The organism is Funiculus sociatus GB2-C1 (genome assembly GCF_039962115.1).
In the GTDB taxonomy this organism is placed as follows: Bacteria; Cyanobacteriota; Cyanobacteriia; order Cyanobacteriales; family FACHB-T130; genus Funiculus; species Funiculus sociatus.
This window is the reverse complement of the sequence record NZ_JAMPKJ010000009.1, coordinates 33,430-59,402: the sequence shown is the minus strand read 5'-3', so window position 1 is coordinate 59,402 and position 25,973 is coordinate 33,430. Positions and strand designations below refer to the sequence as shown.

Here is a 25,973-nt window from a genome sequence, read left to right as displayed (position 1 = left end):
GAGATAGTTTCAGTATCTGAGATACCTCTTATTGCTGCGAATCTGAGCCAAACATCACGAAATAGATGATAACACAATTGCCCTGTCTTTTAACCCACTACAAGCGTTGCTTATCCACATCGCTTGCGGTGTTGGAGCAAGTACAGCGCAATCAGGCAAGACTTTAGTTAGACTGGGGTCTTGAGGGTTCACACTCCGCAGCTTTTCTCTAAATCCTAACCTACCTCTGTTGTTGGAAGGGCAGAAGGCACCAGTTCCTCATGACTTAAGTAGTAGGCTTAAAAAAGAAAATTATGTACGGGCAGCTTCTAATGATACTACTGTTTAGTTACTTCACCTTGAGGAGTTTTAGAACAAAACCCGTAACGGCTATTGGCACCAACTTAGGAAACTTTACCGGAAGCGGGTATCGCGTAGGTAATTTTTTTAGGATTTGTGAGAGATTAACCAGAAGAGAAGGTTCTTTGGTGAAAGGGACTTGGCTCTATGTCCCAAAATGCTTTTAATCTGGCAAGCGAGTCTTGACCCCCATCTATGGCAGCGGGTTTAAAATCATCGACAATGGAACTCCTGAAGCGCTTTAATCGAGCGTTTCCTCAGTTTTACGAGCAGTTTGTCAGCAGTGAGATCCAGCTACAAAATCTTAGACTCGCCTATCGGCTCTACAAAACTAGGAGAGCTGTAATTGAGCTGAAACCTGAAGGTAATAAAAGTGCCTTGCATTTTGCTTACCGTAACCAATCTTTTCTACTAAGTGATATTTTTGGGGTTCTGGCTGCCTATGGGCTGACTATCCACAGTCTCAGTCTGTACGGTCAGATATCCCCGCCCATGCTAGTTTTTATCAAACTTGTGGTGTCTCGTGGTAGCAAAGCACTGACAGACAAAACTTCAGAAAATGTCTGCCGCGCCATTCGGGAGGCTTTGGCTGGGCGTTTTGAAGTAGAAGAGATGCTGGCCGTGGAATTTAACCTAGACGCTGGTTTAGAACAGGTGGAAACGGAATTTTATGTAGATCCTGTATTCCATCTGCCAGCGCTGTTAATTGAAGCAGACAACCAGCCTGGTTTGTTTTATAAGGTGATGTACGCTATCTGGCAAGAGGATTTATTGGTGGTCAATGCCAACTTGCTAGTCTGGCGGGGGCGAACCCGCTTGATTCTCTACTTATTGGGGCCTAATGAAAGCATAATTCCGGAGTATTTGGGGCAGAAAATTGCTGAAAGTGTGCGACAGCGATTGCTGGGGCGCAGATTTTAATAAGCTGACGGCTAATAGGTAAATGGCTTTTGACAAGCCATTAGCGACTGACCTGTTAACTAAGGAAGGCGGAACTTCAGGATAGGATCAATATATGGCAACTATAGAAATCCTGGGAGTTCGGCACACCTACGATTTGACGGCTCCCACTGCAACATCTACCCCTGTCTTGGTCTTCATTCACGGCTGGCTCTTAAGCCGTCGGTATTGGCAACCGTTAATTGACCGACTCTCGCCAGATTATCAGTGTCTATCTTATGATTTACGAGGGTTTGGGGGTTCCCAACCTCCGCCAAAAGAACATAGGCAGGAAGCAATAAAAAATAGAAACAGGGAGAATCTTGCCGAGACGCGATCGCTTTTGTCTAAAACTGGGAAAAATCAAGAATCTCTCAGTTTAAGCCTTTGGCAGTACACTCCAGCTGCCTATGGCCGCGATTTGGGTATTTTGTTACAAAAGCTGAATATTTCTAATGCTTGGCTGATTGGTCATTCGTTGGGCGGTAGCATTGCCCTTTGGACAGCAGATCAGCACCCCGATCGTGTCAAGGGCGTTGTCTGCATCAATGCTGGCGGTGGGATTTATCTTAAGGAAGCATTTGATCGGTTTCGGGCTGCTGGTCAGCAGTTGTTGAAAGTGCGCCCGCGTTGGCTGTGCTATGTGCCGGGGATTGATTTGCCCTTTACGCGGGCGCAGGTGGCGCGTCCGATTGCTAGGGTTTGGGGACGGCAGCGGCTGATTGATTTCCTCACGGCTGACCAGGAAGCGGCGCTCTTGACTTTGCTGGATTCGACGACGGAAGCAGAAGTGAACCGCTTACCGCAAGTGGTTTCGCGCCTATTGCAGCCTGTTTATTTCATTGCTGGTGCTAAGGATACGGTGATGGAACCCCAGTATGTGCGCCATCTGGCAAGCTTTCATCCGCTGTTTCAGGCTTGCGGTTATAACGTTATGGAAATTCCTGATTGCGGACATTTGTCGATGGTGGAGCAACCAGAGACAGTTGCTACCCAAATTCGCAATATTCTGGCGGCTCATTCTTCGTAGAAAGAATAAACCATCCCAAAGATAGGGTAGGTGTAGCGATCGCTAATCCTATCCTTGGAACAAGACTGCCTCTTATGCTTTTATCAAGAATTCTGGGCTTTTTGCTTTGTTTAGCTTTCAGACTTAAGATAGATAACCCATAAATTAAGTCAGCTTTATATTTTATCAAGCTAAAATTGTTAAACAAGAAAAGTTTACAAAGATTTAAGCATTATGAGCGATCGCAGCCAGACAATCCAAATCTCACCAGAGTTTCCTGACGAACAGCTACTGGCTATTTGTGAGGCAGCGGATGTGATCGCCTGTGAGTGTCCTAGCTATTTGGTACAAATTTTGAACCAGGTGAGAGAATTTCGCCGCTACACCAAGGAATGTATCGACCACTTTCCGGACAATGCTGCTACTCATCACTGGCTTAGCGAACAGGTTAGTCAGGTGGAAATGCTACTGTGTTTAACTATTTATGAGCTTTTACAGAAAGAAAACCTCATAGATGAGGATAATCAGCTAAATCTGCAACAGCTGTCCGAAAGAAATCGGGAGATCGCGTTGAGCAAAGTTGCCTGCTAGTCTCCGTTTTCGGAAACTATACAAAACATTATTAGATGAAGGGACTAGGGGCTGGGGGCTGGGGACTGGGAAAAGTGGGGGAATGAGAGAGTTACTAATCCCCAATTCCCAATTCCCAATTCCCAATCCCCAATCCCCAATTCCCAATCTCTAGTAAAGCTGCATGACATCAGTAATAGCAAGGCGGGACTGAACACCCAAAGTCAGCCGGGAGGTATGACCTCGATTAAGGTGTTCAGCGGCGGCACAGCCAATCATTGCCGCATTGTCGGTGCAAAACTTGAGATCCGGGAATAGTACCCGCAAGTTGCGAGTGCCAGCAGCGGCAGCTAGATGGCTTCTCAGTCCGCTGTTAGCAGCGACACCACCACCGATAACAATAGTGTCAAGACCGTAGTCAACAGCGCAAGCGATCGCTCTTTTAGTTAAACTTCGCGATACACTCTCTTGGAAACTTGCAGCAATATCTTTCACTGGCAACGATCCGCCCTGCTGCTGCAACTTTTGCACCAGCCGCAACACTGCCGTCTTTAAGCCACTAAAACTAGAATCGTAGGGATGATAACCGCCACCAGGCAACCCCACATTTCCCTCTGGTAAAGGATAAGCTTGGGGATTTCCCTCTCGTGCCAGTCGGTCAATTACTGGCCCCCCAGGATAACCAAGATTTAACAATCGCGCCACCTTATCAAAAGCTTCACCCGCAGCATCATCGCGGGTTTCCCCCAGCGTTTCGTACACACCACAATCTTTGACATAAATCAAGCTAGTGTGTCCGCCAGAAACCAACAGACACAAAAAAGGCGGTTGTAAAGCTGGGTCGCTTAGATACGAAGCATAAATATGACCCTCCAAATGATGGATGCCGACAAAAGGTTTCTGGTGGACGATAGCAAGAGTTTTAGCAGTAGTCAAACCTACTAACAACGCTCCCACCAAACCCGGTGCTGCGGTTGCTGCAATTCCATCAATTGCCCCCCATTCAACTTGAGCATCTTGGAGCGCTTGTTCTACACAAAAGTTAATAGTTTCGACGTGCTGACGCGAAGCTACTTCCGGCACAACGCCGCCATACTGCTGATGGACAGAGATTTGGGAGGAAACGACGCTACTGCAAACTTCACGATTTTTAACAATCGCTACTGCTGTTTCGTCACAACTTGTTTCAATCGCTAATACTGTTGTCATTTACTGCTACTTAAATATGACGATTTTTAACAAACGCTACCGCTGTTTCGTCACAACTTGTTTCAATCGCTAATACGGTCACCATTCACTGGTACTTTAATATATCGATACATGATTGCTTTCGTACAAACGAGCGCCCTGTTTTGTACACAAACATTGTCAAGTTGTAACAAAAGGAAACAATCCTATGAGACGATTGTTAGCTTTGATTTTTGCCATTTGTATTTGGGCTAACTTTGCCCCAAGTGCATCTGCTGATGAAGTGGCTGGACTGGTGCCTTGTAGTGAGTCCCCAGCGTTCCAGCAACGTGCTGAAAACGCCCGTAACACTAACTTCGACCCAGATTCCGGACGTAAGCGCTTTGAGCGTTATGCTCAGGCATACTGCGGTCCAGAGGGTTTACCCCACTTGATTGTAGATGGTCGCCTAAATCGTGCTGGTGATTTTATCATTCCTGGCATTCTGTTTCTATATATCGCAGGTTGGATTGGTTGGGTTGGTCGCTCTTACATCCAATCGGTGAAAAAAGAAGCTTCACCAGAGATGAGAGAAATCATCATTGATGTTCCACGGGCAGTAAGCTTGATGCTCTCCGGCTTCACTTGGCCTTTGGCAGCAGTCAACGAATTACTCACAGGTAAATTGACTGCCAAAGAAGATGAGATTCCTGTCTCAATTCGCTAGGTTTCATTGAAATCTTTGACTTGTTTTGGAGAATAATTCATGCAGTTGCAATATTTCATCAAGTATCTTTCCCTAGCCCCGGTTCTAGGTATTGTTTGGATATCCGTTCAAGCGGCTCTTTTGGCTTTCTTTATCTACTATTTCCCAGACCTGCTTTTCCATCCAATGCCGTAAGCTTTTTAGTCATTAGTCATTAGTTATTAGCTGCTTTTAATGACTAATGACTAATAGAATGAAATTACCCTCACTAAAGGTGAAGAAAATTATGGTACAAGCAATTAGTGAATCAAAAAATCGTCCCAGCGATATCAGAAATCGGGAAGTTGTTCACATCGCTGGCGACCCGCAAAATGGCAATTTAGCAACACCGATTAATGCTTCCGGTTTCACGAAAGCTTTCATCAATAACTTGCCAGCCTATCGCAAAGGTCTGTCACCCTTCCGCCGGGGACTAGAAGTTGGCATGGCTCATGGTTATTGGCTGATTGGCCCGTTTGCTAAGCTGGGCCCACTGCGGGACACCGATGTGGCGAACTTGGCTGGTTTGATGTCAACGGTGGGCTTGATTGTCATTTTGACAATTTCCCTATCTCTGTATGCCTCTAGTAATCCTCCCGAACCCACGCAAACGATTACAACGCCTGCTCCCGACGCTGCCCTGAAAACACAGGAAGGTTGGAATGAGTATGGCAGTGGTTTTCTGATTGGTGGAATTGGCGGCGCGGCATTCGCCTACCTGTTGATTTCTAATGTAGAAATCCTCCAGAACCTCTTTAATGGGTAATTCTGTAAAAGAGCGAACAGTAGCCTGGAAACCTTTTGTTATAAAAGGCTTTCAGTATTAAAGACTACTAAATGAACCCTGCCCATGCCGTGAGGGCAGGGTTCGTCTTTTTGTGCAGAAGGAGAGCGATCGCATTTATCCTTAATGATGTTGGACAAAGGGAAAGTTTTACTGTCATGCCACGTTTAGCGCTGCTGAGTGTATCTGATAAAACCGGGCTAATCGATTTCGCCCGTCAGCTAGTGGAATTTGAGTTTGATATCATCAGCAGTGGTGGAACAGCCAAAGCCCTAAAAGATGCTGGGCTAAAAGTAACGAAAGTTTCTGATTACACGGGGTTTCCGGAGATTTTGGGGGGACGAGTCAAAACGCTGCATCCCCGGATTCATGGCGGTATCTTAGCGCGTCGGGATTTGCCGCAAGATGTGGCAGATTTGGAAAATCACCAAATTCGTCCGATTGATTTAGTGGTGGTGAATTTATATCCATTTGAGCAGACTATTGCTAAACCGGGTGTAACTTTGCCGGAGGCGATTGAGCAGATTGACATCGGTGGCCCTGCTATGTTAAGGGCATCTGCAAAAAACTTCCAGCATCTAACGGTGCTGTGTAATCCAGCTCAGTACGATGCTTACTTGCAAGAATTAAAAGAGTATGGTGTAGAGGCATCTTTAGAGTTTCGGCAAGCTTGTGCTTGCGAGGCATTTTCCCATACTGCGGACTACGATCGCGCGATCGCATCCTACCTCCACCTCTTTACCAGCAAACAGGGGGAAGAAAGCGAAAGAACAAGCTTTACCCTTTCTGGAAACCAGCTGCAATCTCTACGTTATGGCGAAAATCCCCATCAAGCGGCAGCGTGGTATCAAAGTGGAACAGTTGCCTCTGGATGGGCGGCGGCGACAAAACTCCAGGGAAAGGAACTGAGTTACAACAATTTAGTTGATTTAGAAGCAGCGCGACGAATTATTGCTGAATTTACGGATAAGCCAGCGGCGGCGATTCTCAAGCACACCAATCCCTGCGGTGTGGCTGTGGGAGATAGCCTGTCTGAGGCTTATGAAAAGGCTTTCAATGCGGATGCAGTTTCGGCTTTTGGTGGAATTGTAGCCCTAAACAAGCCGATTGATGAACCGACAGCAACAGCGCTGACGAAAACATTTTTAGAATGTGTGGTAGCACCGGGTTGTACCCCAGAGGCGCAGGAAATTCTGGCAGCTAAGTCTAAGGTGCGGGTTTTGACTTTACCAGATATGGGTGCTGGGCCAGAAAATACAGTGAAAGCGATCGCTGGTGGTTTTCTGGTGCAAGCTGCCGATGATGTTGTGGAAACCCCCACCGAGTGGCAAGTTGTCACCCAAAAGCAACCGACTCCAGATCAACTAGAAGAATTGCTCTTTGCCTGGAAGATTTGCAAGCACGTCAAGTCTAATGCAATTGTAGTAACACGCGATCGCGCCACCTTAGGAGTTGGTGCAGGACAAATGAATCGTGTCGGCTCGGTTAAAATTGCCCTAGAACAAGCTGGGGAAAAGTCCCAAGGTGCCACCCTTGCCAGCGATGGTTTCTTTCCGTTTGATGATTCGGTGCGAACAGCAGCAGCGGCGGGAATTGTGGCTATTGTTCAGCCGGGGGGCAGTATGCGCGATCAAGATTCGATTCAAGCAGCGGATGAATTAGGTTTGGTGATGGTATTCACTGGTGTGCGTCATTTCTTGCATTAAGAGTGTCAGTTATCAAAGTGTCACTTGCCATATCCCTTGGTTGGATTCAACAGGGATATGCTTCTCTTGTGTGAGGAGCGAGCTTAAAGGAAAAAGCGCCTGGGGTCGAAACACGGCAAGACTCCCAGGCGCTTTTTCATTGGACAGAAATGTTAACAGCGTCCACTTTCTAAAGTGTCACTCTCCAGACTTATTCTTGAACTGAACAGGGATATGCTCTTCTTGTGTGAGGAGCAAGTTTAAAAGAAAAAGCGCCTGGGGTCGAAACACGGCAAGACTCCCAGGCGCTTTTTCATTGGAAAGCCTAAAAGGGTGATAAAAGTATAAATCCTTATCTACTATACATTTCTAAAATCAATCATCGTCTGCCGATAGGGATCTGGTAATCCAGTGTCATAACATTTACCTTTGACAACATATCCTGTCATTCCCTCCTCTTTACACAATTTGTCGAGACAGGATGTTAGTTGAAATTCACCTTTTTCGTCGCGGGTGTTGTTGTTGATGTTTTCTTCCAGAAAGTCAAAAATTTTCGGTGTTAGTACATACAAACCAAATATACATAAGAACTGATCTTCTGCCATTCCCTCTACACGAAGATGCTGGAGTGCATACTCAATTGTCGGTTTTTCGGAGAGTTGAGTCACGGAAAGAATTGAGTTTAACTCCTGCCAATTTCCTGTAACACAGCCAGATTTATAAAGGCTTTCTGCTGGAAGCGTAGTCAAACTAACAACGCTTTGATTGACTTGTTCGTAAATATCTAATATTTGACCCGCACACGATGTTTCCGTGTCAGATGAGTAAACATGATCGCCCAGCATCAGCAGAAATGGCTCATCTTTTACCCATTCTTTGGCACAGAATACAGCATAACCGTAGCCTTCCGGTTTGTCTTGATTTAAAATCGTAATTCGGCTCCCTAAATCTTGGAGATACTGGCTGTATTCCTGATTTTGGGGTGATAGCTTCTTGTAAAGTTCTGGTGCGAGTGGCGCTTTAAAAAAATCTTCAAAAAGTGCGCGATCGCTTGGTTGCACAACTATCCCAACTTCTTCTATACCGCCACTAATGGCTTCTTCAACAATCGCCATAATTACAGGCTTAGCACGACCATCGTTATCAATAATTGGAAAAAGTTCTTTTTTCACCGCTTTGGTAGCTGGAAACAAACGAGTGCCGAAACCACCAGCCGGAATCACGGCTTTGCGAATTTTTTTATCCGAATTAACTGTTAAACTTAAAGCTTGCATTTGAGGAAAATCCCGTTTAATTATTTCTATGACTTGTTGCTGGCTTTCTTCGTCTTTAACAATAAATTGTACTGTGCCATCCCCTTGCGAACCAACACCTTTTCCCCCTAAAATATAGGGTTTAAGTGGCTCATAATTGAGAATTTGATGTAAGATAGGAGCGGTTAACTGGGAAGGACAGGCGGGAATTAAATGTTTGTCAAATTGGGTTTGGGCAATTTGCATCAAAGTACCAATTTCTTCAGCATCTCCTTTTTGTAGCGCGTCTACTGCTTGTAGAGTAATTTGAGAACTGATTGAACCAAGATATTTCTGTACATTTTGTTGCACTGCATTGGTGGCTAAGGGATAACACTGATTTAGCTGACGTAGTATTTCCTGCGTATTTTTGCCAGCACCAAGATCCACAATTACAAAAAACAGATTCTTTCGTATTTTAAGCTCAATGACATCAGCGCGATCGCCATCAAAGATCATCAGGATTGGTTGATTTCCGTAAGCACAAGCCTGATCCATCCGTCCGCATCCGGAAGGCGTGGTAATTTCACCTAGATAGGCAAACTCCATCTCTTCCCGAACCGTCATCTTTAAGTCATACACGCGATTGAAGGCCCGCGCCACCAGGACACAAATTGCCGCACTCGACGATAGCCCTTTTTGAATCGGCAAATCTGTCAGATAATTGTCGATTTCCAGCCCTTTAACTTGGTAGTGGTTGAGAAGTTGGTAAGCAACACCAGCAGCATAACTCCAAAAACCGCCCTTTTGAGCTTCCGCAAGTAAAACCTCTGTTTCCATCGGTAGATTCAACGTTTTACGAGTGCCGTTACTCAGAGAAGCGTGTAAAATCAGCTGGGTTGGATTCGCCTTAACTTCGGCATAAAGTCCTTGATTTGTACCAACCAGCAGCGTGTAGCCTTTCTCTACATTAGGATTGACCCGGCGATAGCCACCCGCCCAATCGCTGTGTTCGCCAAACAAACACAAGCGACCTGGAACAAAAATTTTCAATAATTTTCCCTCCAATCTTTGCCCCTAGCATTTAGCTGTTGTTCGCCGTTGGAATTTAACCCTAATTTCCTCACATCATAAATCCGATAGTTTTGATTCTGAATGGCAACGGGATAATTTTGTGCGTAGTAAGATTCATTCGCCTGAAGATTTTTTAACTCGCTAGGGCCAATAGCTACATAACTTATTTTATATTGCTTTAACAATTTCTCTGCCTCTGCACCTCCTTTAAACATGACTGCTATATCCTTTTCTCTTTGCTGATACAAAAAACCATAGGTAAACACCCATCCAGGGTAGCCCATTAGGATTGATCTTGCACCCCACATCATTACTGGATGATTATGGTCTGTTGAAGTCAGAAATATAGCTAAAGGATCAGTTTTTTCTCGAATTTCTACTCCTAGCTTAATATCTTCAGCGTTAGCCAGCTGAACTTGATTGCGGTCAATTCTCTGAAGGCGTATGAGTTCCAGCGAACCTGTAAAGGTGAGTACAATTGCCATCAACACGACATCAAATCGGCTAAAAGTTCTACCACCTCTTCTCCAGCCCCAGGAAAGAGTAACAGCGGCTAAGCCGGAAAACCCTAAATATGCCCACATAAATATTTTAGTATTATCAAATCTCATGGGCTGGAATAAGAAGAAGTTGGCAAGTATAAATAATAAGAAAAAGCTAAAAAAGAAGGTTTTAATAATTAGAGGCTTTTTTCTCAGCAAGAAAAATCCGAAAACGGCTATAGGTAACATGATTCCCCATAACTGTATCCACATTTTTAACCAACCAATTAATCCACCTGTAGATGTCCATCCTGGCAACCACTGAAAAAATTGTGGATTCTCAATTCCTCCAGAGATAAACATCAAATAGAGGGAGATTGAGATAATTGCAGCGGGAACAGCATAAAATAACAATTCTCTCCATCTTTCATAGGAGATCAGGCATAGAGAGCCTGTAACAACAATAATGACTATAAAGCTATGGATATGAATAATTGGCAATAATCCTGCTAATGTTCCTAATACAAGCAAAATTCTTCTATTACCTATAGCTTGCTTTCTATTTAAAAGAATATAAACTAAACCAGTCATTATCCAAAGCGATAGTGCCATTCCCAGCAAAAATGCTCGTTGTGGTATCAGCATCCCGACAACAAAATTTCCGGAATATACTTCATAAGGAATGGCATTACTGTATTCCTGTTCTGGATACAGAAGCAGCTTTAGGCTGGGATTCTTGGAAAAATCTCTTAAGAAGTTGATAAAACCCAATCCGGCTGAAAGAAAGAAGATAGATATGGCAACAAGAGTTTGCTTTTTAGATTTCAACACTATATAAAATAGTGCATACATACCAGTTAGCAAAAAGAAAACATAAATCAACGATGGAATAATAAATGCCATATCCATCGAAAATCCAACTCTTACTAGCATTCCAGAAATAAAATTAACCAGGAATGGATAAGTTAATTTCCCTCCAGCATATACGGGGTGATAAGCAAACCAATATTGCGGGTCTTTGTAAGCAAAAATTGAAACCATGCCAATGTGTAGCGCCCAGTCTCCCCACACATTTTTGTGACCTACATATAAACCGGATGGTTTATATGCAATCATCCGAATAAATACAAGAAAGAAGTAAAGTCCCCAGGTTGCAAAGAGAACTAAAAGGGCTTTTTTATGAGATTGGTAAATTTTCAGTAATGACTTCATAATCCAGATAAATAGATAAGTAGGGTGGATAATGCCCACCCTAGCTATTAAATCCAAGAACGGAACCACATACGACTTCCAAAGCTTTCCGGAGACAAGGGGAGTCCCAAATATAGTGGCATCCAGTATACAAAAGCTAGCAAAATCGCAAAGATAATAGTGACTCCTACAGCCCGAAGCCAGAGATTATAACTTTGCAGGTAGCTATCGACTATCCACGCGATCGCCAAAAAGGCAAAAATAGCAGCACCCATGTAATGATACAGAAAAGCGCAGCGAGTCACTTTTACCCAAGGCAGCAGGTTAGCAACATAATTTAATATCAAAAATAGGGCAACACCAAACTCAGTTGATTGAACTAAAGAAAGGTTATGATTTGTAGTTGCCCTGATGATTCGCTGGGATAATATCAATAGTAATATCGCGATCGCTACCGTTGAAAGCCACCATAAAGCCGGATTCCCCATCGCGTGTACATCAAAGTAAACCACCTTTGGGGGGCTAGGGGGGAAAGGAGAAATTAAAGATGAAGCTGGTTCTGGAGTCTTACCAACTTTTTCAAAAAAATACCCAACCGGGCGAATCATCCAGGGCCAAGTGTACCAGGCAGAACAGTAAGGATGTATACTTAAATCTCCGCCAACCCGTTGATGATAGCCCAGGATTTGCTTTTGCATTTCCCAGAATCCGCGTTCTGGATTTAGTTGTATGTGGGGAATCCAAGCTAGGCGGTAAATGACCGCGGGAATAGCACCCAACTCAAAAAGCATATGCCTAAAATCAATCTGCGTTAGCTTTTGGATGAAAGTTAAATTTTCTAACTCTTGTAGGGGTATTTCCTCGCCTGTATTGAGTACAGAATTTTCCTCTTTAATATTTAATTTTTTATCTTTATTCTTTTCTACCCATCGAATTACCCAAGCAGATATCCAAACCAGATAGATACCAAGTAGAAATCCCAGACCATTCCACTTGACAGAAACGCAAGCACCGAAGCAGATACCAGATAAAGCCAACCAAATCCTGCGTCGTCCAGCACCGCTATTCAACGCCAGCAAGAACAATAATTGCCCCAGTAGCCCAAAGGTAATTAGGTAGACATTTATCAAAGCATAGCGGGACTCTACCAAGAACAGACCATCGGCTGCCATAAATAGGGCTGCAATCAAAGCATAACTGCGGCGGTGACTCAACTGATAAGCGCTCGCTCCCACTACCAACGGAACTAAAGAACCTGTAAAGGCGTTTAGCCAACGGTAACTCCAAGGAGAAAGCAGAGAACCCGTTAACTCGTTACGTGCATCGTTCCCCAAGGGAAGCAGGCGACTTAGCCAAATACCAATGGCGATTAAGTATTTACCCAAGGGCGGGTGAACGTCAAAGAAGGGCGTATTGGTTAAGTAGTTATTCCCATACTTGGCAAAGTAAACCTCATCAAATACCAGGGTGTTAAATCGGCTTAATCCCCAGAACCTCAAAAACGCTGACAGCAAAAAGACCCCAGCCATCCCAATCCAGAACCAGGGGACAGACGACTGGGAACGATCTTTAGATAAATTCATAAAACCGCCTTGGAAAAAAAATAGTGAATCAGACAACCGGAAGAAAGCCTGGATAACGCCCAAGGCTTAGCTGATTGCCAATTTTATAGGTTACTTTCATTAAATCTTAGCTTGCCAATTATTTTCTACCGGTATCTATAGCATTCTTAAATGATTCGTGAAGGCGAGATACCTGACTTCTCTTACGAAGTCGGGTATCTGAAAGGCTGTATCACAACTCTGCCCAGGATTGCTATAGCTTGTGCATTAGCGGTTCGATACCATCCGCGAGGCTCAAAGGTTAGCTTAGCTTGCTTCTGGCTCACTGTCCTTTGTTGTAGCTGCTAACAGTTTATGTAAATACACTTAGCCTAAAAGGTCTTTGCCGGAACTTTCCTAGTTTTTGACTATATTTTTTAAGTAAAAACTACATTAGCTCTTCATGGCTTAATGAAATCATGCGTAAATCTACGTAAAAAAGTTGTTTTTACGAGGGCTTTCCATGTTTTCTCATAAACAAATCATCAAAATACGTATTGATTTTACGAAAATTTCATAAATACAGACATTCACATGAACTTACAGTAAACCTTATAAAAACTTACAGCCATTAGTTTATAGGAAATTTTTAATCCGAAAGAATTACGTAAAGATACGATGAAATAACCGATTAAGTATAGACAGACTAATTTGAGTGGGATAAAGTTTCATAAGTAAGAGATTGCACGGAAACAAAGGAAAAGAGATGACCATATTTAACTTACACAAAAAACATTTGATATCTGCACTGTCTGTAGTTGGAGTTTATTCTTTAGCAGTAGCTCTCCCGGCTTCAGCGTTTACCTTCAGCGGGGATAGCGTTACAATTAATAGTAATGATATTAATCAATCTTTTAACGTTTTCTTCGGTGGCAACGTAAACGGAAATAATGTTTCTGGTCTCTCATCGGAAGCGGTATTTACCTTTCTAGGATTCACAACGGTTGGAGACACTACCGAGGCGGCTTTTGATATATTGCTACGCAATACATCAAGTGGTGGCATCACTTCTAGAACTTCTGCCTTGGGTTTTGATGTTGACCTACCACTGCTGGGAGTCGGAAATCCTAGTGGTTCTGGAAACACCCGCGTATCTGGGATTTTTGATAACGACAGAAGCGGCCAATTTCCTAATGGCTTCGGTGATATTGATGTATGTTTCACCGATGGTAATACCTGCCAAGGCGGATCAAATGGTGGTGTTACTACTGGTAGTTCTGGTATTTTTTCTCCTATTCTGGCGTTCAGCGGCAGCGTTAATAGCTTTACCTTAAGTAACTTCGGGGTTCGCTTCCAAAGTATTGAGGGTAATGGTTTTAACGATGCCAGCGGAACGGGTCAGGGAACTCCATCACCAACCCCAACTCCAACACCGACTCCAACTCCAACCCCAACACCGACTCCAACTCCAACCCCAACACCAACTCCAACTCCAACTCCAACCCCAACTCCAACCCCAACTCCAACTCCAACTCCAACTCCAACTCCAACTCCAACACCGACTCCAACCCCAACTCCGACTCCAACACCGGAACCAGTACCTGAGCCAAGTACAATGGGTGCAATCGTGCTGAGTGGTTTGGCATTACTGCGCTATGGTAAGAAGCGCAAGTAAGACGATAATCAGTAGCTTTCAGCACTGATTAAGCGATCGCAAATTTTTAGAGTTCAGTTAGAGTGTTAGGCAATACCTAGCACTCTATTTTTGTTTCAATCCACAGCGCCTGCTGCCTTAAGCGATCGCACTATATCCCGAAATCGATTCATTTGTGCCATCATCAAAGCTGTGTAGCCGCCTTGATTTTTTAAATTTACATCTGCACCAGCATCAAGTAAGACTTTGACAGCTTCCACATGATGACGCTGTACTGCCCACATCAAAGCAGTCGCACCGACATCATCCTGAAGATTGATATCTGCACCCAAGGAAAGCAGCTGTTGCATTACGCCCGTATGTCCTGCCATAGCTGCCTTCATTAGCACCGTTTTCCCGTCACTGGCGCGTGTATTCGGCTTCGCACCAGCATCCAGCAGCACTTTGACAGTTTCGCTGTGTCCGTGAAATGCTGCCAGCGTTAAAGGTGTTTCGCCAAAATTTCGGACATTGAAATCAGCCTTTTTTTGCAATAATGAGGATGCGATCGCGTTTCTCCCATGCAACGCCGCCACTAATAAAGCCGTATCCCCTAACTTATTTCGCGTTTGGACATCAGCCCCCCGATTGAGTAAAATCTCCACAACTTCGTCATAACCTTCGACAACCGCAAAGTTTAAAGCTGTTTCACCATCTATATCTTGAGCGTTGATTTCAGCGCCTTTTTCGAGTAAAGCTGATACGATGTCCGTATCGCCAACCGCCGCCGCAGCCATCAACGCTGTTGAACCATCCGGATTTTTAGCATTCACATCCGCACCAGCACAAAGCATTACTTGCACTACTTCAACGTCACCTTCATCTATTGCCAAGATTAAAGCTGTCTCACCGTCTTGGTTTTGTGCATTAACATCAGCACCATTCGCTAACAACAACTGGGCGATATCTTTATGACCAAATTCCGCAGCTTGCATTAAGGCAGTTCTGCCGTCATTTCTGCTACAATTCGCATCCGCCCCTCGTTCTAATAAAATTCTTACGGTGTCAGCGTGACCGAAGCCAGCAGCGAGGAACAAGGGAGAGACACCATCATTTCTACTTGCATTCACCTCAGCACCAGCATCCAGCAAAGCTTGCACAATTGCTGCATAACCTTCTTGGACAGCCAAGATTAAAGCGGTATCCTCAACTTTATCTTTTACATTTACTTCCGCACCCGCATCCAGCAAAATTTGCACCACGGAAGCATGACCTTTAAACGCCGCTACCATTAGCGCCGTACTCCCATCTTCGTTTTTGGCGTTCGTGTCAGCGCCTCTAGCCACCAAAGTTTGCACCACGTCAAGCTGATTTGCTGCCGCTGCTAACATCAAGGTTGTCAGACCATACTGTTTTCTGGCAAGGTTGATATTAGCGCCTTTGTCTAGCAACACACGCACGATTTCGGTGTTGCCGTTTTGGGCGGCAAACATTAAAGCAGTGGTGCCTTCTCTATCAGTGGTATTGACATCAGCGCCTTGGTGGAGTAATGCTTGTATCCGTTTGATGTCGCCCTTTTTAGCTGCTCTGATTAAATCTTGATTTGCATTCATGCCAAAGTCTCATCCCATCCCCCGCAATGTCAACTTACCGTCAATTTGGGAATTTGAGAAGATGTTGGCACTGATTCCTAAAATTTCCGATTGCTAATTTTACACGCTACCGGATGAGCATCCCTATCGTTTCCATCGCGAGGTCGGAGAATAGAGGTTTCAATCCCTGATAGGGATTTAGAGGTTTTCCGGCTTATAAAGGTTTTCTACTATACTCTAAGATTTTTAGGTTTCAATCCCTGATAGGGATTTAGAGGTTTTCCGGCCGTAGATTTCGGCGGCCGCTTCCGAGATGAGGCGGTTTCAATCCCTGATAGGGATTTAGAGGTTTTCCGGCCAGAACGTTTCGTCTAGCACCCAATCCGGGTATGTTTCAATCCCTGATAGGGATTTAGAGGTTTTCCGGCGTAACTTTAGCAGGAAAAATAGATATCCTAACCTCGTTTCAATCCCTGATAGGGATTTAGAGGTTTTCCGGCATGAGTCGCTCCATCATCGGAGCAACTTAGGTTTGTTTCAATCCCTGATAGGGATTTAGAGGTTTTCCGGCTTAGGTTGCGGTGGGTATTTCTCGCCGGAGCGCTGTGTTTCAATCCCTGATAGGGATTTAGAGGTTTTCCGACCAGATTTGGCTGCCCAATATGGTGTTACTAAAGCGTTTCAATCCCTGATAGGGATTTAGAGGTTTTCCGACTGGTCAGGTTCCTTTGAATAATGTTGAAGCTAATAGTTTCAATCCCTGATAGGGATTTAGAGGTTTTCCGAAGGCATTATCTATTGTTGTTTTTTCTCATTATAGGTTTCAATCCCTGATAGGGATTTAGAGGTTTTCCGACGCGGCGCGGCTATGGGCTTATGTGCGCTCAATCGTTTCAATCCCTGATAGGGATTTAGAGGTTTTCCGGCCGAAATAGCTAACAATGCTGCCAACCTTGGCGCGGTTTCAATCCCTGATAGGGATTTAGAGGTTTTCCGGCTTCCGGTGTTAGCGGCGTGTTTGTCTGGGAGTTTCAATCCCTGATAGGGATTTAGAGGTTTTCCGGCGCCGATGCGGTTTGAATCAGTACCTCCCGAAATTCAACGTTTCAATCCCTGATAGGGATTTAGAGGTTTTCCGGCTCAAGGTGCTGTCTCTATAAAGTCATTTAGGTGTTTCAATCCCTGATAGGGATTTAGAGGTTTTCCGGCTTTTTTGAAATGGAGGATTTAGATGATTGAAGAGAGTTTCAATCCCTGATAGGGATTTAGAGGTTTTCCGGCACCTAATTTCTCCAACCGTTTTTTTACTGGGTTGGGTTTCAATCCCTGATAGGGATTTAGAGGTTTTCCGGCTCTGGGGAATCGAGCGTCAAATGTGCGCTCCCATGTTTCAATCCCTGATAGGGATTTAGAGGTTTTCCGGCAAGAGTTGTCTATTACTTTCCTCTAACTTTGCCCTGATAGGGATTTAGAGGTTTTCCGAACTGAAGTCGTTGGCGTTGACGATCTTAATGTCTGCTAACTTTGCCCTGATAGGGATTTAGAGGTTTTCCGATCAGTTTGCATTATTTCAGCGTAACTTAGATAACTAACTTTGCCCTGATAGGGATTTAGAGGTTTTCCGACTCAAGTGCGGCGATGCGGCAAACGGGGTGATTTTGCCGGGGCAGACTAACTTTGCCCTGATAGGGATTTAGAGGTTTTCCGAATATTTTATCGATAGAAGATTCTGTAATTTTATTTCTAACTTTGCCCTGATAGGGATTTAGAGGTTTTCCGACGAGCTGACCTTGCTCAAATTCGCAAAGGTGGAGCTAACTTTGCCCTGATAGGGATTTAGAGGTTTTCCGACTATGATTGGCTTTTTGAAAATCTTAATAAAAACTAACTTTGCCCTGATAGGGATTTAGAGGTTTTCCGACCTTCTCCTAATCCATCGCCTTCCCCTAGTCCCGCTAACTTTGCCCTGATAGGGATTTAGAGGTTTTCCGACGCCGGGTTCTGGAAACATTGATATATGGAGTTTTCGAGGTTCGTTTACGTCAACCTAAAGTGAATGTACTGTTTCAAGCACCAGGATGTCAAGATTGCATTTTCATAAACCGCCTCAAAGCAAGGCACAGTATGAATTACAGCGTTTGGGCCAATCCCTGGAATGGTGTCATCTTGCTCAAATCCAAGCGGGATAAGTGTTTCAGCCGCAAAAATTGACCCCTTCAAAAAACACCTATAGGTTGACGCAAGCAGCGAACAAAAAACCAACAGTTTATTCCTGTCCGGAACTGATTGTGTTTTGGACTGATTTATCTTGGGCTGCTGCCACCTTGGGGCGACCTTTTAAACTGTTCAAATAAATGCCGCCGATGCTGACTAAAAAAAGAACGTAAGCGATCGCTTGCACCCGATAAAGCCTATCTGTATAACCAAATAAAGCATTAAGAAGCAGCCCAGGAAACTTTTCTTGGGGCAAAACTTTGGTAGTATTCCAAACCATCGGCCCCAAAATACACGATGCTTCTTTGGCAAATCTTTCGTAATAGAAACACAAACTTGCTGATTTGCGATCCATCTTAGAAAGGGTGGCAACCGTTGCGTCAAAATGTCCCATAGCTGAGACAACTAAACCAGCTACAATGAAAAGTAATAATATGCCCATCACCTGAAAAAACAGGCGAATATTAATTTTAACTCCCCACTTAAATAACCCTACGCCAATCAGAACAGCAACAACTATACCGCTAATTGCTCCCAAGGCTGGAATCAAACCTTGTTCAAATTTGGCAACAATAAACAGAACAGTTTCAAATCCTTCTCGCAACACTGCAATAAAAATTAAACTGAAGACACCCCAACCAGCATTAGCATTTTGATTCAAGGCATCAGTTAGAGATCCTTCAACTTGAGCTTTCAGAAATCGTGCTTGCTTCGTCATCCAAATCAGCATCCAGCTGAGCATAGCGATCGCTATCACGCTGAATATACCCTCCAGCAACGTCTCCATAACTGGCGCATAGGGACTGTTTGATTTCGAGAGGGCTTGACTTACCCCCCCAAGCAGCACTCCCACCAAAGCACTCGCCACCAGTCCCGCCACCACCCCAGCATAAACCCAAGAATTAAGCTGGCTCTGTTTAGCTTTTCTCAGACAAGCCAGCACAATTCCCACCACCAAAGCGGCTTCGACACCTTCTCGCAAGGTAATTACAAACGTCGGTAAGGCAGAAGTAAAATCCATAATTTGCTAATTGCTAATTGTTCATTGCTAATTGTTTATTGCTAATGGCTAGTTACAATTAGCGATTAGCCATTAGCAATTAGCTTTTAACTAAAATCACGCAACATCTTTTTAATTTCAATGTTGTGCATTTCTTCTGTGCCGATCATAGTGCGGGCAAATTCTTCCAGATAAATGCTGCAATCTTGCACCGTTTCGAGTAAAGCTTTATACAAATCCAAAGCTTTTTTCTCGTGGTTCAGACTTTCCCGCAAAATATCCTGCACTGAGTGTTGGTAGCTTTCTTCCATCGGAGCAATTCTTAGGCTAGGATGACCTTCTAAGCCTGTGAGAATTTCTCCAGCTTGCTGAGCGTGGGTTAAAGATTCTGTTGCTTGCAACTTAAAAAAGTCTACAATTGGAATCCGGTTTGGGCCAGTCACCATTAGGGAATAGTGAGTATAGCGCACGACACCAGCTAGCTCAAATTCCATGATTGAGTTCAGCAGGTCGGTGGTCTTTTTTTGGTCAAGCTCTTTCATCAGTTTTTAGTAAAGACGTGATATATCGCGTCTGAGTTTTGAATAGAGACGCAATATAGCGTTTCTCAGTTGGGTGGAGTATATCGCAATTCTGTCCTTCGGGCAGTTTTGCTAGGGACATGGCAATGTTATGTCCTTACAGATGTATCGCACCCAACCCTTGAATGGCTATTTGTTGCGTCTCTACAACTTATTTAATTACTTTTTGCGCGTTTTGCTCAATTGTTTTAACCAATTGGGAAACTTGCTCTGGAGTTTTCACGGGTGCAGCGGGAGGAACAGCCGAGGGCCACGCGGTTTTGAGTTCAGTCATGCTAGATGCGATCGCTTTTTGAGCTTCCGGATTCTCTTTTGCCATTTGGTCAGAGACATTGTTTAACAATTGGTCAGCATAGTTAACAAATCCCCGCGAGTCCTGATACTCAATTGCGGCGGACACTTTACCGTTAGCGATCGCTGCTCCATATTCTGAGTTTGCCGCATCTAGCAACCCATTAACTACCTGTAGCACGAATTCCGGTGACTGGCGCTGTTGTTCTGGCAAACCTTGAATTGCTCCATCAACCGCCTGCATGGAAACTTTAAAATTATTCTTTACTTGGGGATCTTTAGGTTTAGACTTCACCAAATCTTGCAAACCGATCAAAGTTGTCTTAAATTCTTTGACGTTTCGCTCTTGGAGTTGGTCTTCCACATCAACATAAATCTCTTCTACTGGGTGTCCGATGTGAGGTTCTGCCTGTTCTGGTTTTTGCTGATCTAGTAGTTCTTTGGCAACCACAAGATGACCTTTCATCAAACCTAATTTTGTCATATAATCAACATCTTTCGCTTCTCCAGTCAGCACTACATCCTCAATTGTGACCATATCTTTAACTTGGTCAAATTGCTCTTGGCTAATCACTTTTTTAGATACTAATTCTTCAGTGCTACCGTAGGGACGGCTCGCCTGAATTTTATTCGACAGTGCTGGAACGCCTAACTTTGCTTCTAACTTATCCAACTCGGATAGGATGGCGCTGTTGATGTTAATTTTCCGTCCACCATGATTGCTGTGGGTTGTTGTGGCGACCGGACTGGAACTAGCAACAGGTGCCGTGTTTGTGTTTGAGGTGTCACTTGTGGAAGGTGTCTGACTACAGTTGCTCAGAATTAGCAGACTAGCGACAGCAAAGGCAAGAGCGAAAAAACGAAAGATAGATTTCATATTAATTCTTCACAATTTCTGATCAAACCGGGAGGGTGCTAGCGCTGACTTTTAAAAAAGCTTATCAACAGCTAAGCATGAATCATTCTCAAGCTGTTGATAATTTTTGTCAACAGTTTGAGATAAATATCTGACTAACATAGAGGCACTAAGCGTTACGTTCGATGACATCAAAGACACCCATGCAGCCTGCTTCGGCAATGTAATCTTGATGGGGATGAAACATATACTTCCCTGGATACCGGAAGCTAAATTCCAGAATGTGTCGTTCAGCAGTTCCCATCGTAATTACATCGGTTTCCTCCGTAGGTTTGAGAGTCCTTCCTGTGGGATAAACCTGAAACATATTCGCATGAAGATGAAACGTTGCCGCCACATCAAATTCAATCATGTTCAGGAGATATAGCCGAATCAGTTGATTTTGGTAAATCGGGATCGGGTGCATCATGTAGTAGTCTGGCAGACCATTGAAAGCGTAGAGTTCATTGTGCCGATCGTCGTCAATGTCATAGCCAGCCATCATCAGCACCATTTCATCCGCCGGGGGACGACTTTTAGGCGGGTCGATGATAAACATCCCGTAGAGTCCTTTACCAATATGTCGCGTAACTGGTTCAGTGTGACAGTGGTACAAATGTACCCCAAAAGGTTCCGCGTCAAACTCATAAACTGTTGCTGCACCGTGACGCACAGGTTTCACCCCATCCATTTCCGAGCGATGGAAACCGTGAAAGTGCATTGAATGGGAATGTCCACCTTGGTTGAGGAAAAGAACTCGAATGCGATCGCCTTCTTTGGCTCTTAACGTTGGCCCCGGTACGCGATTGTTGAAGTTCCAGGTGTTGAAAGTAACAGCACTATTGAGCTGAAGCGTGGAATTATCAGCAATAATGCGAAATTCCCGGATTTGCCGTCCGTTTTCCTGCTTTATCGTGCCATAATCAAAATCCCGCAGCACCGCCATTGGATTAATACCACTAGCCATCGCCGCATCGCTCGGCAAAGGTGGTATTATTACCCGTGCTTTGGAGTTCAGCTCGGATAACTGTTTAAGAGCGATCGCTGCTCCGGTTAAACCGATTCCTGCCATTCCCACCTTGAGAAATGTGCGACGGTTCCAGTCAGTATTGTTGTGCGGACGGTCTGTCATGAACCGATTGTTATTGAAAATAATTCCTTACTATTGAAGTATATATGTCAGAGTAGTTATTATCAATTATTGTCAATAGCTCATGCCTTGTAGACCTTCTGTATGGTCTCGTTAGCCACAAGAGCAATTAACTCTATTTACCTGCGCGATCCAAACGACAGGTTGATTGAAATATCGAATTAGGCCAAGTAAACCAAAACGCGATCGCACCTAAAGCGACTTGTTTGCAGTTCAAAATTTAAGTCCAGGCGCGAAAGAAAGTGTTATCTTGCCAAGCAGCCGCAGTGCGTTGCTCAATTTGGGCGATCGCATTCTCAGACAGTGGTTCAAATGCCTGCGCCACCTTGACATTCGACTCTAACTGTGCAATATCTTCAGCAGCAATCACAGCACAATGAACACCGGGGACTGAAAGCGTATACCCCAATGCTTGGTGCATCCCGTCCAGCACCCCAGGCTTAAACAATCGCCCGTAGGCTGGAACCTTCATGGCAATTACTCCCACCTGCTTGCTTCGCGCCACAGGCAGCACCGCAGGTATAAACGGACGCGGGTGGTGTTTATCGGCGGCATTCACCGGGATGAGTGTTGTATCAAAGGCATAGCGACGCAAACCTTCAGCAATAATTGTCCCTTCGTGGTGTCCGGTGATGCCCACAAAACGCACCAGTTTTTGCTGCTTTGCCTCTTCCAAAGCTTGAACCGCACCGTTACGCCCAAAGATTGTATCTAGTTCTTCTTCAAAAGAGACGTGGTGGAGTTGCCACAAGTCAAGGTAATCTGTGTTTAGACGTTTTAGACTTCGCTCTAATGCACGCCAAGCACCGTCTCTATCTCTTTGAGCCGTCTTGCTAGCAAGGAAGAGCCGCGCCCGATGTGCTGGCAGCACTTTGCCTAGATAGTCTTCACTAGGGCCATAGCTATCAGCCGTATCAAAGTAGCGAATACCCAAGTCTAAAGCACGTTGAATCAGAGCGATCGCTTCCTTTTCCTTTCCTTCCCAAGATAGCGGTGTCTGACCCGCACCACCCAAACCCAGAATAGGAACGCGCACCCCTGTACTACCCAGTACCCGTTCTGGCATTGTCGCCGTCGCTGGCACCCCATCTAATGATGCTGTAGATTGTTGTTTCAGCGCCGCACCCCCGACGATTCCCCCCGCCACAGCCATACTTGTCGCCAAGAAAACACGGCGCGTAGTTTTTGGTGTCATAGTTGTTTTATGGTGGTGGTTATTTCTTTGTTTTAGCAGCGATCGCGCTTATATTTCCCACCTCCCAAGGATAATCTCCAAGGATGTTTTTTATTGTTATCAAAAGATGTATTGGCTGGGACACCGCCGATTTGCCTTTTTTACGTGTATCTCTGCGCTTAAGAAAATTCGTTAATTTCTCCACAACGCCACAAACAGCCTGAAAATCGACAATGTACGAGAAAGTTGAATAGTGTGAGAAGTGGTGTTAAAAATGTCTCAAATCTTACCTAATCCTCTCAACAAAGTAAAAGTAACAACTAATTTATTTTGGCTTTTGCCTTTTTACCTTTCCCCTACCTTGATCTTCCATCCAGTATTAGCAGCAACACCCCCTGATGGGGAAGTGACGTTTTCTGCCTCCTCTCCCCTTGTGGGTGAGGCGGTAGGGCAGAGGGGCGATATAACAAAATTCGGATACTCCCCTCCAGAGGAAACCCCACCAGAGGCAGAAACATCAGTGACTCTGATGGCTTCAGATAAGCCAATCGACGAAACACCAATTTTGGAACAAATTGACCAACAAAGCTTGGAAGAAATTGACCAAGACACTGACCCCATGAGTCAAGTCACCAACATTTCCCAGCTTAGGGATGTCCAACCCGGTGACTGGGCTTATGAAGCGCTGCGCTCGTTAGTAGAGAGATATGGTATAATCAGCGGCTATCCAGATGGCACATTTCGGGGCAACAGATCCTTAAGCCGTTATGAATTTGCCGCCGCCGTAAAAGCCACCTTAGATCGGATTACTCAAGTGCTGGCTGTACCAGGCCCGAATGCCATCCGCAAAGAAGACTTAGCGATTTTAAAACGCTTAGAAGCAGAATATACCCTAGAACTAGCCATCCTACGCGGGAAAGTCGATGCAGCAACAGCGCGAACTGCGGAACTAGAACTGACTGCATTTTCCAAAACCACCAAACTCGCCGGAGAAGTCATCTTTGGAGTTGCCACTATTCCCACAGGAGAAGATGCGACTGGTAAAGATATCGACGACGCGACGATTTTCGGTCATCGGACGCGCCTAAACTTAAAAACCAGCTTGACAGGTAGAGACTTACTCTTGACGCGACTTCAGGCAGAAGGACTTGGTTCTCTTTCTAACCGCACCCTCACACCCGAAGGCGACTTGGCTTTTGCTGGCGATACTAGCAGTGATGTGGTTATCGATGAGTTGCTGTACCAGTTCCCAATTAACAACAACACGCAAGTCGTTGTAGCTGCTAATGCTGATGCCGCAGATTTTACCAATACCGTTAATCCTTACCTAGACGGCGATGGTGCCAGAGGTGCTTTGTCTCGCTTTGGGACGCGCCCTTCCATTTATTATCAAGTTGAAGGGGCTGGTGTGGGTGTCAGGCACAACTTCAGCGACAAATTGGAACTAAGTTTAGGCTATTTAGGTGGTGACGCTGATAATCCTGCTGCTGGCGGTGGTTTGTTTAATAGCTCTTATGGTGCCTTAGCACAAGTATTATTTAAGCCAAGCGATCGCGCCAGCATTGGCTTAACCTATGTTCACGCTTATAACAACGACCTGCAAACGGGCAGCAATGATGCTAACCTAGCTAATTTGTTAAATCCACTAGGTTTCTCAGTTGTTACCAATTCTTATGGCGTAGAAGCTTCCTTTCAAATTAGTCCCCAGTTTGTAGTGGGGGGATGGGCTGGTTACACAGCGGCGCGAGTAATCGAGCGAGGGGATGCTAGTATTTGGAACTGGGCTGTGACGCTGGCGTTTCCTGACTTGGGGAAAAAAGGCAATCTGGCGGGTTTAATTATTGGCATGGAGCCGAAAGTCACAAATCAGGCTGAAAGCCTCAGCCAGTTAGGTATCAAAGACCCCGACACCTCATTGCATCTAGAAGCTTTCTATCAATACCAGCTGACCGATAATATCGCCCTTACACCAGGAATAATTTGGCTGACGGCTCCCGACCACAACGCTGCCAATGATGATATTTTTATTGGCACCGTCCGCACCACGTTTAGTTTTTAGCTAGTGGCTAATGGCTAATTGTTTATCAGCCATTAGCCATTAGCCAAAAACTAATGATGAATTTCCAGGTTCAAAATATAGCTACCCAACTCAACCTTCTCTGACCACAACTCGTACTCTAGCCGCAGATGCTCCGGTAAAACGCGCCCCTCTAGCGTCAAACTCCGGGTAAAATTCCTCAAACGCAGCTGTCCAGAACCGCTTAATGACTCGCTGTGCAGCCAATAGCGGCTTAGCCCATAAATGCCGCGCTCCCACAGGTGACGATAACTCAACTTGCCGTTTCCCTGCATGGTCATAATTACCCTGTAAGGCGAGATTTCTAGCCACAAGAGTCGTGGAGTTACCGCCGTTTGGTCGCCACCAGGGGCAGGCTTTTTGGCGCTAGGTTCCCATTCTCCGATTGACGGTTCCGTGAGCAGTAGGTGAAACCGCTCTTTGTCTTTTTGATAGAGTGTGGCAGAGGTTTCAACTGTAGACCAAACCGGAAGATTGGTAGATACAAGTGATAAACAGACTGGTTTGCGGTGATGGGTCAGCATTGACTGTGAGGAGATAGAATACTATTTCTGTTCTAACAGCTCTACGGAGGGCAATTCTAGGGATCGTCTTATTAAATCACGTCT

Annotated in this window: 20 protein-coding genes, 1 pseudogene and 1 CRISPR repeat array; of the genes and pseudogenes, 9 read left to right on the top strand and 12 right to left on the bottom strand. The window is 44.8% G+C overall.

Annotation, left to right across the window (positions count from 1 at the left end):
- Nucleotides 1-534: 534 nt before the first annotated feature.
- The 3 genes from NDI42_RS06670 to NDI42_RS06660 all read left to right on the top strand — a co-directional run bounded on the left by NDI42_RS06670 (nucleotide 535) and on the right by NDI42_RS06660 (nucleotide 2,878).
- Entirely contained in the window at nucleotides 535-1,260 is a 726-nt protein-coding gene (locus tag NDI42_RS06670) for a hypothetical protein (protein ID WP_190417615.1), read from the top strand.
- Between the two features lie 94 nt (nucleotides 1,261-1,354).
- On the top strand, nucleotides 1,355-2,308 hold the full coding sequence (locus tag NDI42_RS06665) for an alpha/beta fold hydrolase (protein ID WP_190459548.1): 954 nt from the start codon (nucleotides 1,355-1,357) through the stop codon (nucleotides 2,306-2,308).
- Nucleotides 2,309-2,521: 213 nt separating this feature from the next.
- Entirely contained in the window at nucleotides 2,522-2,878 is a 357-nt protein-coding gene (locus tag NDI42_RS06660; RefSeq protein ID WP_190459546.1) for a hypothetical protein, read from the top strand.
- A gap of 150 nt (nucleotides 2,879-3,028) precedes the next feature.
- Here NDI42_RS06660 and tsaD read toward each other — a convergent pair whose 3' ends face one another.
- The gene (gene tsaD / locus NDI42_RS06655; protein ID WP_190459544.1) at nucleotides 3,029-4,066 is read right to left on the bottom strand and encodes a tRNA (adenosine(37)-N6)-threonylcarbamoyltransferase complex transferase subunit TsaD; all 1,038 of its coding nucleotides are present in this window, start codon (nucleotides 4,064-4,066) and stop codon (nucleotides 3,029-3,031) included.
- A gap of 187 nt (nucleotides 4,067-4,253) precedes the next feature.
- On the opposite strand from tsaD, the gene NDI42_RS06650 reads away from it, so the two are divergent.
- The 4 genes from NDI42_RS06650 (at nucleotide 4,254) to purH (ending at nucleotide 7,259) form a co-directional block, all read left to right on the top strand.
- Complete coding sequence (locus NDI42_RS06650) at nucleotides 4,254-4,751, top strand: Photosystem I reaction center subunit III (protein WP_190459542.1); 498 nt, start codon at nucleotides 4,254-4,256, stop codon at nucleotides 4,749-4,751.
- A gap of 39 nt (nucleotides 4,752-4,790) precedes the next feature.
- Nucleotides 4,791-4,925, top strand: a complete 135-nt coding sequence (locus NDI42_RS06645; protein WP_199295013.1) for a Photosystem I reaction center subunit IX — start codon at nucleotides 4,791-4,793, stop codon at nucleotides 4,923-4,925.
- A gap of 91 nt (nucleotides 4,926-5,016) precedes the next feature.
- Nucleotides 5,017-5,535 (top strand): photosystem I reaction center subunit XI, encoded by a 519-nt coding sequence (locus tag NDI42_RS06640; RefSeq protein ID WP_190445112.1) that lies wholly within the window; start codon nucleotides 5,017-5,019, stop codon nucleotides 5,533-5,535.
- 176 nt (nucleotides 5,536-5,711) lie between these two features.
- On the top strand, nucleotides 5,712-7,259 hold the full coding sequence (purH, locus tag NDI42_RS06635; protein ID WP_190459654.1) for a bifunctional phosphoribosylaminoimidazolecarboxamide formyltransferase/IMP cyclohydrolase: 1,548 nt from the start codon (nucleotides 5,712-5,714) through the stop codon (nucleotides 7,257-7,259).
- Between the two features lie 338 nt (nucleotides 7,260-7,597).
- On the opposite strand, the gene NDI42_RS06630 is transcribed toward purH, so the two are convergent.
- From NDI42_RS06630 to NDI42_RS06615, 4 genes and pseudogenes are all read right to left on the bottom strand, one after another.
- Entirely contained in the window at nucleotides 7,598-8,512 is a 915-nt protein-coding gene (locus tag NDI42_RS06630; RefSeq protein ID WP_348231387.1) for a sugar phosphate nucleotidyltransferase, read from the bottom strand.
- A 504-nt stretch (nucleotides 8,513-9,016) separates the two neighbouring features.
- Nucleotides 9,017-9,310: pseudogene (locus NDI42_RS06625) on the bottom strand (GHMP family kinase ATP-binding protein); the annotation flags it as partial.
- Nucleotides 9,311-9,519: 209 nt separating this feature from the next.
- Nucleotides 9,520-11,307, bottom strand: a complete 1,788-nt coding sequence (locus NDI42_RS06620) for a hypothetical protein (protein WP_190459538.1) — start codon at nucleotides 11,305-11,307, stop codon at nucleotides 9,520-9,522.
- Nucleotides 11,286-12,800: a dolichyl-phosphate-mannose--protein mannosyltransferase gene (locus NDI42_RS06615; protein ID WP_190459536.1), complete on the bottom strand. Its 1,515-nt coding sequence runs from the start codon at nucleotides 12,798-12,800 to the stop codon at nucleotides 11,286-11,288. Before NDI42_RS06615 ends, NDI42_RS06620 begins: the two co-directional genes overlap by 22 nt.
- A gap of 724 nt (nucleotides 12,801-13,524) precedes the next feature.
- On the opposite strand from NDI42_RS06615, the gene NDI42_RS06610 reads away from it, so the two are divergent.
- Nucleotides 13,525-14,433, top strand: a complete 909-nt coding sequence (locus tag NDI42_RS06610; protein WP_190459534.1) for a cistern family PEP-CTERM protein — start codon at nucleotides 13,525-13,527, stop codon at nucleotides 14,431-14,433.
- A gap of 95 nt (nucleotides 14,434-14,528) precedes the next feature.
- Here the strand turns inward: NDI42_RS06610 and NDI42_RS06605 are convergent, their stop codons facing one another.
- The 6 genes from NDI42_RS06605 to NDI42_RS06580 form a co-directional block, all read right to left on the bottom strand.
- Nucleotides 14,529-16,004: an ankyrin repeat domain-containing protein gene (locus NDI42_RS06605; protein WP_190459532.1), complete on the bottom strand. Its 1,476-nt coding sequence runs from the start codon at nucleotides 16,002-16,004 to the stop codon at nucleotides 14,529-14,531.
- A 156-nt stretch (nucleotides 16,005-16,160) separates the two neighbouring features.
- Nucleotides 16,161-17,407: direct repeats of the CRISPR family, unit length 37 nt; unit sequence GTTTCAATCCCTGATAGGGATTTAGAGGTTTTCCGGC.
- A gap of 842 nt (nucleotides 17,408-18,249) precedes the next feature.
- The gene (locus NDI42_RS06600; RefSeq protein ID WP_190459530.1) at nucleotides 18,250-19,218 is read right to left on the bottom strand and encodes an FTR1 family iron permease; all 969 of its coding nucleotides are present in this window, start codon (nucleotides 19,216-19,218) and stop codon (nucleotides 18,250-18,252) included.
- 86 nt (nucleotides 19,219-19,304) lie between these two features.
- The gene (locus tag NDI42_RS06595; RefSeq protein ID WP_190417600.1) at nucleotides 19,305-19,739 is read right to left on the bottom strand and encodes a ferritin-like domain-containing protein; all 435 of its coding nucleotides are present in this window, start codon (nucleotides 19,737-19,739) and stop codon (nucleotides 19,305-19,307) included.
- Between the two features lie 190 nt (nucleotides 19,740-19,929).
- A complete protein-coding gene (locus NDI42_RS06590) occupies nucleotides 19,930-20,946 on the bottom strand; it encodes a ComEA family DNA-binding protein (RefSeq protein WP_190459528.1) in 1,017 nt (338 codons plus the stop codon).
- Nucleotides 20,947-21,094: 148 nt separating this feature from the next.
- Nucleotides 21,095-22,096 carry a multicopper oxidase domain-containing protein gene (locus NDI42_RS06585; protein WP_190459526.1) on the bottom strand — a complete coding sequence of 334 codons (1,002 nt, stop codon included), beginning with the start codon at nucleotides 22,094-22,096 and terminating at the stop codon, nucleotides 21,095-21,097.
- Between the two features lie 238 nt (nucleotides 22,097-22,334).
- Complete coding sequence (locus tag NDI42_RS06580; protein WP_190459524.1) at nucleotides 22,335-23,309, bottom strand: aldo/keto reductase; 975 nt, start codon at nucleotides 23,307-23,309, stop codon at nucleotides 22,335-22,337.
- A gap of 253 nt (nucleotides 23,310-23,562) precedes the next feature.
- On the opposite strand from NDI42_RS06580, the gene NDI42_RS06575 reads away from it, so the two are divergent.
- Nucleotides 23,563-25,347 carry an iron uptake porin gene (locus tag NDI42_RS06575; RefSeq protein WP_199311419.1) on the top strand — a complete coding sequence of 595 codons (1,785 nt, stop codon included), beginning with the start codon at nucleotides 23,563-23,565 and terminating at the stop codon, nucleotides 25,345-25,347.
- 50 nt (nucleotides 25,348-25,397) lie between these two features.
- On the opposite strand, the gene NDI42_RS06570 is transcribed toward NDI42_RS06575, so the two are convergent.
- Entirely contained in the window at nucleotides 25,398-25,889 is a 492-nt protein-coding gene (locus tag NDI42_RS06570; protein ID WP_190459522.1) for a hypothetical protein, read from the bottom strand.
- Nucleotides 25,890-25,973 lie beyond the last annotated feature (84 nt).